This window comes from Streptomyces rimosus subsp. rimosus, from assembly GCF_000720725.1.
GTDB classification, from domain to species: Bacteria; Actinomycetota; Actinomycetes; order Streptomycetales; family Streptomycetaceae; genus Streptomyces; species Streptomyces rimosus_A.
This window is the reverse complement of sequence record NZ_JOCQ01000013.1, coordinates 119,634-130,104: the sequence shown is the minus strand read 5'-3', so window position 1 is coordinate 130,104 and position 10,471 is coordinate 119,634. Positions and strand designations below refer to the sequence as shown.

The 10,471-nt window shown below is 72.8% G+C and carries 11 protein-coding genes; 7 read left to right on the top strand and 4 right to left on the bottom strand.

Going from position 1 to position 10,471, the window contains the following annotated elements; all coding sequences use genetic code 11:
• Positions 1-37 precede the first annotated feature (37 nt).
• From thiS to IH45_RS0109935, 5 genes are all read left to right on the top strand, one after another.
• Positions 38-256, top strand: coding sequence for a sulfur carrier protein ThiS (thiS, locus tag IH45_RS0109955; protein ID WP_003983716.1), 219 nt, complete (start codon positions 38-40; stop codon positions 254-256).
• Between the two features lie 9 nt (positions 257-265).
• Positions 266-1,060: a thiazole synthase gene (locus tag IH45_RS0109950; RefSeq protein WP_030664638.1), complete on the top strand. Its 795-nt coding sequence runs from the start codon at positions 266-268 to the stop codon at positions 1,058-1,060.
• Between the two features lie 181 nt (positions 1,061-1,241).
• Positions 1,242-3,260: a Stk1 family PASTA domain-containing Ser/Thr kinase gene (gene pknB, locus IH45_RS0109945; RefSeq protein WP_030664627.1), complete on the top strand. Its 2,019-nt coding sequence runs from the start codon at positions 1,242-1,244 to the stop codon at positions 3,258-3,260.
• A 127-nt stretch (positions 3,261-3,387) separates the two neighbouring features.
• Positions 3,388-4,278 carry a deoxyribonuclease IV gene (locus IH45_RS0109940; protein ID WP_050514689.1) on the top strand — a complete coding sequence of 297 codons (891 nt, stop codon included), beginning with the start codon at positions 3,388-3,390 and terminating at the stop codon, positions 4,276-4,278.
• A 21-nt stretch (positions 4,279-4,299) separates the two neighbouring features.
• Positions 4,300-4,776 (top strand): DUF4396 domain-containing protein, encoded by a 477-nt coding sequence (locus tag IH45_RS0109935; RefSeq protein ID WP_030664620.1) that lies wholly within the window; start codon positions 4,300-4,302, stop codon positions 4,774-4,776.
• A 54-nt stretch (positions 4,777-4,830) separates the two neighbouring features.
• Here IH45_RS0109935 and IH45_RS0109930 read toward each other — a convergent pair whose 3' ends face one another.
• On the bottom strand, positions 4,831-5,454 hold the full coding sequence (locus IH45_RS0109930; protein WP_030664617.1) for a sulfite oxidase-like oxidoreductase: 624 nt from the start codon (positions 5,452-5,454) through the stop codon (positions 4,831-4,833).
• Between the two features lie 155 nt (positions 5,455-5,609).
• On the opposite strand from IH45_RS0109930, the gene bfr reads away from it, so the two are divergent.
• Positions 5,610-6,089, top strand: coding sequence for a bacterioferritin (bfr, locus tag IH45_RS0109925; RefSeq protein ID WP_030664614.1), 480 nt, complete (start codon positions 5,610-5,612; stop codon positions 6,087-6,089).
• 64 nt (positions 6,090-6,153) lie between these two features.
• Here the strand turns inward: bfr and IH45_RS01000000143415 are convergent, their stop codons facing one another.
• The 3 genes from IH45_RS01000000143415 to IH45_RS0109910 form a co-directional block, all read right to left on the bottom strand.
• Positions 6,154-6,477: a (2Fe-2S)-binding protein gene (locus IH45_RS01000000143415; protein ID WP_032917108.1), complete on the bottom strand. Its 324-nt coding sequence runs from the start codon at positions 6,475-6,477 to the stop codon at positions 6,154-6,156.
• Between the two features lie 144 nt (positions 6,478-6,621).
• Positions 6,622-7,971, bottom strand: a complete 1,350-nt coding sequence (locus tag IH45_RS0109915) for a class II 3-deoxy-7-phosphoheptulonate synthase (RefSeq protein ID WP_030664609.1) — start codon at positions 7,969-7,971, stop codon at positions 6,622-6,624.
• A 92-nt stretch (positions 7,972-8,063) separates the two neighbouring features.
• Positions 8,064-9,446: an aminotransferase-like domain-containing protein gene (locus IH45_RS0109910; protein ID WP_030664606.1), complete on the bottom strand. Its 1,383-nt coding sequence runs from the start codon at positions 9,444-9,446 to the stop codon at positions 8,064-8,066.
• Between the two features lie 137 nt (positions 9,447-9,583).
• On the opposite strand from IH45_RS0109910, the gene IH45_RS0109905 reads away from it, so the two are divergent.
• A complete protein-coding gene (locus IH45_RS0109905) occupies positions 9,584-10,405 on the top strand; it encodes an alpha/beta fold hydrolase (RefSeq protein WP_030664603.1) in 822 nt (273 codons plus the stop codon).
• The last annotated feature ends 66 nt before the right edge of the window (positions 10,406-10,471 follow it).

The following is a 10,471-nucleotide window of genomic DNA, read 5'->3' as shown; positions in this document are numbered from 1 at the left end:
CCCCCGCCCCCGCCCCCGCCCCTCAGGAGCAACCCGCATGACCGTCAGCACGTCCATCAGCGTCTCCGTGAACGGCGAGCCCCGCGAGGTCCCCGGCGGGCTCACCCTGGACCGGCTCGTCGCCGGTCTCACCACGGCCTCCAGCGGCGTGGCCGCCGCCGTCAACGAGACGGTGGTGCCGCGCGGCCAGTGGCCCGCCACCCCGCTCGGCGACGGCGACCGCGTCGAGGTCCTCACCGCAGTCCAGGGAGGCTGATCCGCGGACATGGCCGACGATCTCTTCACCATCGCCGACACCACCTTCGACTCCCGTCTGATCATGGGGACGGGCGGGGCGCCCAGCCTGGACATCCTGGAGCGGGCGCTGCTCGCCTCCGGTACGGAGCTGACGACGGTCGCCATGCGCCGCCTGGACCCGACCGTGCAGGGCTCGGTGCTGTCCGTACTGGAGCGGCACGGCATCCGCGTCCTGCCGAACACCGCCGGCTGCTTCACCGCCGGTGAGGCCGTGCTGACCGCCCGGCTGGCACGCGAGGCGCTGGGCACCGACTGGATCAAGGTGGAGGTGGTCGCCGACGAGCGCACGCTGCTGCCCGACCCCATCGAGCTGCTGGAGGCCGCCGAGACCCTGGTGGACGACGGCTTCACCGTCCTGCCGTACACCAACGACGACCCCGTGCTGGCCCGCAAGCTGGAGGACGTGGGCTGCGCGGCGATCATGCCGCTGGGTGCCCCCATCGGCTCCGGCCTCGGCATCCGCAACCCGCACAACTTCCAGCTGATCACCGAGCGGGCCGGGGTCCCGGTGATCCTGGACGCGGGCGCGGGCACCGCCTCGGACGCGGCGCTCGCCATGGAACTGGGCTGTGCCGGGGTGATGCTGGCAACCGCGGTGACGCGCGCGCAGGAGCCCGTCCTGATGGCGGAGGGCATGCGGCACGCGGTCGAGGCCGGCCGGCTGGCGTACCGGGCGGGGCGCATCCCGCGCCGCCACTACGCGGAGGCGTCCTCGCCCACCGAGGGCGTCGCCGCGCTGGACCCGGAGCGGCCCGCCTTCTGAGGTACTGCGGCGGGGCGCGCCGTCCGAGGAGCGGCGGGCGGCGTCCACGCCCGGCGAAACGGACATCCGGCGCGTCCCGGCCCGGCCGGCGCCCCGCCCCTGTCACCGTTCGGTCGCAGAAAGGCGCTGGTCGCGGGCGGGGCGTGGGCGGTCACAGCAGCGGCTCGTAGACTCCTCTGCCGTGGATACGACCCTTCAGGACCCCCTGGTCGGGCAGCTGCTCGACGACCGCTACCAGGTGCAGGCGCGCATCGCCGCCGGCGGCATGGCCACGGTCTACCGGGCCATGGACACCCGGCTGGACCGGGTGCTCGCCCTGAAGGTGATGCACCCGTCGCTGGCGTCCGACGCCGCGTTCGTCGACCGCTTCATCCGCGAGGCGAAGTCCGCGGCCCGCCTCGACCACCCCAATGTCGTCGGCGTGTACGACCAGGGCACGGACGGTACGTACGTGTACCTGGCCATGGAGTACGTCGCGGGCTGCACGCTGCGCGACGTGCTGCGCGAGCGCGGCGCCCTCCAGCCGCGCGCCGCGCTGGACATCCTGGAGCCGATGCTGGCCGCGCTGGGCGCCGCCCACCGGGCCGGGCTGGTGCACCGCGACATGAAGCCGGAGAACGTACTGATCGGCGACGACGGCCGGGTCAAGGTCGCCGACTTCGGACTCGTACGGACCGTGGGCACGAACACCACCGCCTCGACCGGCTCGGTCCTGGGCACGGTCTCCTACCTGGCGCCCGAGCAGATCGAGGAGGGCAGCGCGGGCCCGCCCGCGGACGTGTACGCCTGCGGTGTCGTGCTCTTCGAGATGCTGACCGGTGGCAAGCCGCACAGCGGCGGCAGCGCGGCCCAGGTCCTCTACCAGCACCTGCACGAGGATGTGCCACCGCCGTCCATGTACGCGCCGGAGCTGGCACCGCAGCTGGACGACCTGGTCGCCGCGGCCACCGCGCGCCGCCCCGAGCTGCGCCCGCAGGACGCGGTGACGCTGCTCGCGCAGGCCCGCACGGCCCGCGCCGACCTGACCGACGCGCAGCTGGACGCGGTGCCGCCGCAGGCCAAGGAGGTACCGGAGAGCGGTGCCGCCGCAGGCTCCGTCGCGGGCTCCGAGGACCGTACGAGCGTGCTGCCGCGCCCCGTCGCCGTACAGCCGCCGCTGCCGCTGCAAGAGCCGCAGCCGGGCGAGGAGCCGCTGAACCGCACCAGCCGGCTGGAGCTGCCGCCGGCGGAGCCCGCTTCGGCGGCCGAGCAGACCACCCGGCTGCGGCCGGCGGCCCCGGCCCGGTCCGGGGCGGTGGCCGGGCTGCTGCGGGCCCGGCGCAAGACGGTGTCGGTGGTGGCCGCCGTGCTGCTCGTCCTCGGGGTGGGCGCGGGCGTCTGGTACATCAACTCCGGGCAGTTCACCACCGTCCCGGCCGTCCTGGACATGACGCAGGCCAAGGCGGAGAAGACGCTGCGGGCCGAGGGCCTGGACGTGCAGGTGAAGCACGCCTTCAGCCCGAACGTGGAGCGCGGCCACGTCATGGCCACCGACCCGGAGAACGGCAAGCGCATCCGCGGTACGGGCACGGTCACCATCACCCTGTCCAAGGGCCCGGAGATCGTCCAGGTGCCCGATCTGGCGGGCACGCCGGTCGCCGACGCCAAGCGCAAGCTGCGCGACCTGGGACTGATAGCCGGCACGGTGCACAAGGAGTTCTCCGACGAGGTCGCCAAGGGTTCGGTGATCGGCACCGACCCGGCGGCGGGCAGCAAGCGCCGCCCGGACACCGCCGTCGCGCTGACCGTCAGCCGGGGCTCCGCGGTGGACGTGCCGGACGTGACCGGCCGGGACCGGGCGGACGCCGAGGCCACGCTGCGCGGCGCGGGCTTCGACGTGAAGATCGCGGACGGTGCGGTGCACTCGCCGCAGGAGGCGGGCAAGGTCGCCCGGCAGTCGCCGGGCCAGGGCAGCAAGCAGGGCAAGGGCGACACCGTCACCCTCACGCTCTCCTCGGGCCCGGAGATGGTCGCCGTCCCCGACGTGACGGGCAAGAGCACCGACGAGGCCAAGCGGGCGCTGACCGGCGCGGGCTTCGAGGTCGAGGTCAAGAAGCCGTTCCTGTTCCCGCGGGACAAGGTCGAGAGCCAGTCGGTGGCGGGCGGCGAGCAGGCGGCCAAGGGCAGCAAGATCACGATCCGGCTGGAGAGCGCGTTGTAGCCACCGGGGTGGGCGCGGGCGCGAGGCCGGCCGCGACAGCGCCGCGCGCCCACCGTGAGCACCCACTGTGAGCAAGGACGCCCGTCCGCGCGCCGGACGGGCCCCGTGCGCCTGGCACCCTTGACGGGTGAGCACTTCCCTCTCCCCGCAGCACGCCCGTGAGCGCAACCCGGTCGGCAGCCATGTGCCGGTGGCCGGCGGCCTGGCCAAGGTCGGTATCCCGTACGCCCGTGACATCGGCGGCGAGGCCGTGCAGGTCTTCGTCGCCAACCCGCGCGGCTGGGCCACCCCGGCCGGTGTCCCGCAGCAGGACGAGGCGTTCCGGGAGGCGTGCGAGCAGGAGGCGGTCCCGGCGTACGTGCACGCGCCCTACCTGATCAATTTTGGCTCGCACAACGCGGAGACGGTCGAGAAGTCCGTGGTCTCGCTGCGCCACTCGCTGCTGCGCGGCCGGGCGATCGGCGCGCTGGGCGTGGTGGTGCACACCGGCTCGGCGACCGGCGGGCGCCCGCGCGCGGAGGCGCTGGCGCAGGTACGCGAGCGGGTGCGCCCGCTGCTGGACGAGCTGACGCACGACGACGACCCGTGGTTGCTGCTGGAGCCGACGGCGGGCCAGGGCGCGTCGCTGTGCGCGCTGGCCGAGGACCTGGGCCCGTACTTCGACGCGCTGGACCGGCACCCGAAGCTGGGCGTGTGCCTGGACACCTGCCACGCCTTCGCGGCCGGGCACGACATGGCGGCGCCCGGCGGGACGAAGGCGCTGCTGGACGAGCTGGTCGACACGGTGGGCGAGGGGCGGCTGAAACTGATCCACGCCAACGACTCCAAGGACGTCGTGGGGGCCCACAAGGACCGCCACGAGAACATCGGCTCCGGGCACATCGGTGCCGAACCGTTCGGCGAGCTGTTCCGGCACCCGGCCACGCAGGGCGTGCCGCTGGTGATCGAGACGCCGGGCGGCAAGGAGGGCCACGCGGCGGACGTGGCGCGCCTGAAGGACCTGCGCCGCCCGGCCTGAGGTGGCAGCCTGGGCGTACCGATGCACCAGGCACCCGAAGAGCACGAGCACGGCGGGCACGCGGCGTCCGGCTGGGGCGCCGCGGCCCGCGCGACGCTGCACTGCCTGACCGGCTGCGCCCTCGGCGAGATCCTGGGCATGGTCGTCGGTACGGCTCTGAGCTGGCACAACGCCCCGACGATGGTGCTCGCGGTGGTGCTCGCCTTCGCCTTCGGCTACACCCTCACGCTGCGCGGCGTGCTCGGCTCCGGACTGGGCCTGCGGGCCGCCGTACGGGTCGCGCTGGCCGCCGACACCCTGTCCATCGCGGTCATGGAGCTGATCGACAACGGGGTGATCGCGCTGATCCCGGGGGCGCTGGACGCGGCGCTGTCCGACGTCCTGTTCTGGTGGACGCTGGCACTGTCACTGGCCCTGGCGTTCGTCGTGACCACGCCGGTGAACCGGTGGATGATCTCCCGCGGCAAGGGACACGCCGTAGCACACCGGTACCACTGAGCGCCGCCCGGATTCCGGCCGTTCCCCGGGCCCTTTCCGGCGGCCCCGGACGCGCTACAGCTCCGGCCCGTCCCCCGGTTCCTCCTGGTACGAGTAGCGCTGCTCGCGCCACGGGTCACCGAGGTTGTGGTAGCCGCGCTCCTCCCAGAAGCCGCGGCGGTCGGCCGTCATGTACTCGATGCCGCGCACCCATTTGGGCCCTTTCCAGGCGTACAGGTGCGGGACGATCAGCCGGACCGGGAAGCCGTGCTCGGCGGTGAGCGGCTCGCCCGAGCGGTGGGTGGCGAACAGCGACTTGGCGTCGGCGAAATCGGCCAGTTTCAGGTTCGAACTGAATCCGTACTCGGCCCACACCATCACATGGGTGACATCCGGGGCCGGCGGCGCGAGGTCGAGGACGGTGCGGGTGGACACGCCGCCCCATTCGGCGCCGAGCATGCTGAACTTCGTGACGCAGTGCATGTCGGCGACCACGGTCGTATAGGGCAGCGCCGAGAATTCCTCGTGCGTCCAGCAGTGCTTGCCGCCGTCCGCGGTGGCGCCGAAAGCCCGGAACTCCCAGCGTTCCGGCCGGAATTTCGGCACCGGGCCGTAATGCGTGACCGGCCATCCCCGTTGCAGTCGCTGCCCCGGAGGCAGCTGAGGATGCTCCGCTTCGCGGCTTTCGGGCTGACCCATGCTCCCCATGGTGTCAGACCCTCGGGGGTGCCGATGACCAGGGCGGCAGCGATTCGGGCAACTCGCACTAAGCGTGCACTTACTGGACGCCCAGCTCACGACGGTGCAAGGATGCGCGGCACCTGCCAGTACTCGCGTGGAAGGAGCCCGCTGCCATGCAGGGCGACCCCGAGGTCATCGAATTCCTCAACGAGCAGCTGACCGCCGAGCTGACCGCGATCAATCAGTACTTCCTGCACGCGAAGATGCAGGAGAACAACGGCTGGCACAAGCTGGCCAAGTACACCCGGCACGAGTCGTTCGACGAGATGAAGCACGCGGAGATCCTCACGGACCGCATTCTCTTCCTGGACGGGCTGCCCAATTATCAGCGACTCTTCCACGTCCGGGTGGGGCAGACGGTCACCGAGATGTTCCAGGCGGACCGGCAGATCGAGGTGGAGGCGATCGACCGCCTCAAGCGGGGCATCGAGCTGATGCGGGCCAAGGGGGACATCACGTCGGCCAACATCTTCGAGAGCATCCTGGCCGACGAGGAGCACCACATCGACTATCTGGACACCCAGCTCGATCTGGTGGAGAAGCTGGGCGAGCCGCTGTACATCGCCCAGGTCATCGAGCAGCCGGACAGCTGAGCCGCTCCGGCAAACCGTTCCTGCAAACCGTTCCTGCAAGGTCGCCGGCCGGTCCGGGCCGAGGTCAGGCCGCTTCGGGCAGGGCGTCGGGCACCGCGTCCGGGGCAGCACCCGGGATCGCGCCGGGCGTCGTGCCGTAGGTGTCGCGCGCCCCGGCGGCCGGCAGCTCGGGCACCTCGGCACCCAGCGGCTGCGGCGCGCCCTGGTCGATCAGCTCGCGCCGGGGGCACGCGCCGCGCCCGAGCAGCGCCTGGATGCGGCGCACGCAGCCGCCGCAGTCGGTGCCGGCCTTGCAGGCGGAGGCTATCTGGCGCGGGGTGCAGGCGCCGGATTCCGCGTGGTCACGGACTTGCTGCTCCGTGATGCCGAAGCACGAGCAGACGTACACGCGGGTCACCTCCGTCGACCTGTTCCGCGGTGAGGTTACCCTTACCTTACCCGGGACGAAAGTCCGGTAACAACGGCGATGGGGCGCGAATCCTGTGATCCGCGCCCCATCGGGTGTCCACGGGGCCCACCGGGCCCGGCCGGGCTACTGGTCCCGGTACATCTCCGCCACCAGGAACGCCAGGTCCAGCGACTGGCTGCGGTTGAGCCGCGGGTCGCAGGCGGTCTCGTAGCGCTGGTGGAGGTCGTCGACGAAGATTTCGTCGCCGCCGCCGACGCACTCGGTGACATCGTCGCCGGTCAGCTCCACGTGGATGCCGCCCGGGTGGGTGCCGAGGCCCTTGTGCACCTCGAAGAAGCCCTTGACCTCGTCCAGCACGTCGTCGAAGCGCCGGGTCTTGTGACCGGAGGCGGCCTCGAAGGTGTTGCCGTGCATCGGGTCGCAGATCCAGGCGACCTTGGCGCCGGAGGCGGTGACCTTCTCGACCAGCTCGGGCAGCTTGTCGCGGATCTTGTCCGCGCCCATGCGGGTGATGAAGGTCAGCCGGCCCGGCTCGCGCTCCGGGTCCAGGCGCTCGATGAGGGTGAGCGCGTCCTCGGCGGTCGTCGTCGGGCCCAGCTTGACGCCGATCGGGTTGCGGATGCGGGAGGCGAACTCGATGTGCGCGCCGTCCAGTTGGCGGGTGCGCTCACCGATCCAGACCATGTGGCCGGAGACGTCGTAGAGCTTGCCGGTGCGGGAGTCCGTACGGGTCAGCGCGGACTCGTAGTCCAGCACGAGCGCCTCGTGGGAGGAGTAGAACTCCACCGTCTTGAACTCCTCCGGGTCCACCCCGCAGGCGTTCATGAAGTTCAGCGCGCGGTCGATCTCGCGCGCCAGCGCCTCGTAACGCTGCCCGGACGGGGAGGACTTCACGAAGTCCTGGTTCCAGGCGTGCACCTGGCGCAGGTCGGCGTAGCCGCCGGTGGTGAAGGCGCGCACCAGGTTCAGCGTCGCGGCGGAGGCGTGGTACATCCGCTTCAGGCGCTGCGGGTCCGGGACGCGGGCCGCCTCGGTGAACTCGAAGCCGTTGACGGAGTCGCCGCGGTAGGTCGGCAGCGTCACGCCGTCGCGGGTCTCGGTCGGCTTGGAGCGCGGCTTGCTGTACTGGCCGGCGATCCGGCCCACCTTGACGACCGGGACCGACCCGGCGTACGTGAGGACCGCGCCCATCTGGAGCAGGGTCTTGAGCTTGTTGCGGATGTGCTCGGCCGAGACGGCGTCGAACGCCTCCGCGCAGTCGCCGCCCTGGAGCAGGAACGCCTCACCCCGGGCGACCGCTCCCAGGCGCTCGCGCAGCTGGTCGCACTCGCCGGCGAAGACGAGCGGCGGATAGGACTCCAGCTCGGCGATCACATCGCGCAGAGCCTCTTGGTCCGGCCATTCGGGCTGCTGCGCCGCGGGCAGGTCTCGCCAGGTGTTGCCACCGGCGTGGATTTCAGCGTTCACGGTCACGCGTCAAACTTTACGGGGTCCGGACAGGGGTCCATCTCGCCGACCGGGATGTGAGACGAAGCTCCCACTGCCGCGGACGCGGTCAGGGGCGCTCAGTCCGGTTCGGAGTCCTCCGGGTTGCCCCGGGCGATGGCGGCGAGCGCGGCCAGCGCGTACGCCAGCTCGTCGGCGGGCGGGGCGGCGAGGGCGACGCGGACGGCGCCCGGGGCGGGGGCGGCGCCGTGCGCGCCCTCCGGGCCGACGGCAAAGGCGGCGCCCGGGGTGACGGCGATGCCGCGCCGGGCGGCGGCCGCGAGGAAGGTCTCGGCGCGCCACGGCGCGGGCAGCTCCCACCAGGCGAAGTAGGCGGACGGGTCGGCATGGACACGGAATCCGGCGAGGTGCTCGCGGACCAGGGCCTGCCGGGCGGCGGCGTCCCGGCGCTTGGCCTCCACGATCGTGGCGACCACGCCGTCGTGCAGCCAGCGGACCGCCGCGTTCAGGGCGAAGGCGCCGGCCGTCCAGCCGCCGGAGCGCAGGGCGGCGGCGACCCGCTCGGCGTATGCGGGCGGCGCCAGGACCAGGCCGACGGTCAGGCCGGGCGACAGGCGCTTGGAGAGGCTGTCGACCAGGAGTGTGCGCTCGGGGGCGAGCGCGGCCAGCGGCGGGAGGCCTTCCTGCCGGTCGTCGTCCAGCAGGAAGGACCAGACGGCGTCCTCGACGGCCCACAGGTCCAGCGCGCGGAGGGTGCCGGCCAGCTCGGCCCGGCGCTCGGCCGGCATGGTCACGCCGAGCGGGTTGTGCAGCGTCGGCTGGAGGTAGACGGCGTGCAGCGGGGCGCTGCGGTGGGCGGTCCGTACGGCGTCGGGCAGCAGGCCGTACGCGTCACCGGCCAGCGGTACGAGAGTGACGCCCAGCCGGGCGGCGACCGACTTGACCAGCGGATACGTGAGCGCTTCGACGCCCAGGCGCCCGCCGCGCGGCACCAGCGCGGCGAGCGCGCCCGCGATGGCCTGGCGCCCGTTGCCCGCGAACAGCAGGCCGTCCGGGTCGGGCCGGAAGTCCGCGCGGGCCAGGAGGGCGGCGCAGGCTTCGCGGGCGGCCGGGGAGCCGGTGGCGGGGGCGACCGTCAGCGCGGCGCTCAGCACGTCGGGGCGCAGCAGGGGCGCCAGGCCCTGGGCGAGGAGGCCGGCCTGCCCGGGGGCCTCGGGGTAGTTCAGTTCGAGGTTGACACGGGGGCGGCGGGCCGGGTCGGCGGGCTCGGCCAGCGCGGGCCCGGGGCTGTGCTGCGCGGCGCGTACGTAGGTGCCGCGGCCGACCTCGCCGACGGTCAGCCCCCGGCGGACCAGCTCCCGGTAGACGCGGGAGGCGGTGGAGTTGGCGATGCCGTGGGCGCGGGCGAAGGCGCGCTGGGTGGCGAGCCGGTCGCCGGGGCGCAGCCGCCCGGCGGCGATGTCGGCCGCGACGGCGTCGGCGATGCGCTGGTAGTCCTCCACCGATCCTCCTCTTCCGTCAGAGCAATTGCACCGAGAGCAATGTTTTTATTGCACCGAGATGATGCGCCTCATAGCATCGGGCCGTCAACAGGCCACCGGCCGAGTTCCACTGAACTTTCATCGAACAGGGGCAAGTTGTGCTGCGTACCGCTGCCGTCAACGGCATCACTCTCACCTACGAGGACACCGGCGGCACGGACGGCGCGACCGTCCTCCTCGTCCACGGGAACCCCTTCGACCACACCATGTGGGCCCCGCAGACCGCCGCCCTGGCCGCCGCCGGCCACCGCGTGATCGTCCCCGACCTGCGCGGCTACGGCGCTTCCCAGGTCGTGCCGGGCACCACCCGCCTGGAGGTCTTCGCGGCCGACCTCGCCGCGCTCCTGGACCACCTGGGGGTGTCGGAGCGGATCGTCCTCGGCGGCCTGTCGATGGGCGGCCAGATCGTCATGGAGTGCGCCCGCCGCTTCCCCCACCGGCTGCGCGCCCTCGTCCTCGCGGACACCTTCGCCCACGCCGAGACACCCGAGGGCCGCCGCGCCCGCAACGCCATGGCCGACCGGCTGCTGTGCGAGGGCATGGGCGGCTACACGGAAGAGGTCCTGGACAAGATGATCGCGCCGCGCACCATCGCCGACCGTCCCGCGGTGGCGGAGCACGTACGCCGGATGATGCGCGGCACGCCGCCCGAGGGCGCCGCCGCGGCACAGCGGGGCCGCGCCGAACGCCCGGATTACACCGCTACGTTGGCCGGCCTCGCCGTCCCGGCCCTGGTCGTTGTCGGCCGCGACGACACATATACGCCGGTCGCCGACGCCGAGTTCCTGCGGGACCGCATTCCGGACGCCCGCCTCGCGGTCATCGAGGACGCCGCCCACCTGCCCAACCTGGAGCAGCCGGACACCTTCAACGCCGCCCTGACCGCCTTTCTCGCGGCGCTCCCGGAGCGCGTCGGGTAGGGTGACCCGCATGTACGCGCATCCGGCAACCCAGGCCTGGTGGTGGACCGCTCATCCGGCGGCCCA

Coding starts and splice junctions, on each gene's coding strand:
- IH45_RS0109935 (WP_030664620.1), top strand. CDS start 4,300: ATGCACCAGGCACCCGAAGAGCACGAGCACGGCGGGCACGCGGCGTCC.
- IH45_RS0109950 (WP_030664638.1), top strand. CDS start 266: ATGGCCGACGATCTCTTCACCATCGCCGACACCACCTTCGACTCCCGT.
- bfr (WP_030664614.1), top strand. CDS start 5,610: ATGCAGGGCGACCCCGAGGTCATCGAATTCCTCAACGAGCAGCTGACC.
- IH45_RS0109930 (WP_030664617.1), bottom strand. CDS start 5,454: ATGGGTCAGCCCGAAAGCCGCGAAGCGGAGCATCCTCAGCTGCCTCCG.
- thiS (WP_003983716.1), top strand. CDS start 38: ATGACCGTCAGCACGTCCATCAGCGTCTCCGTGAACGGCGAGCCCCGC.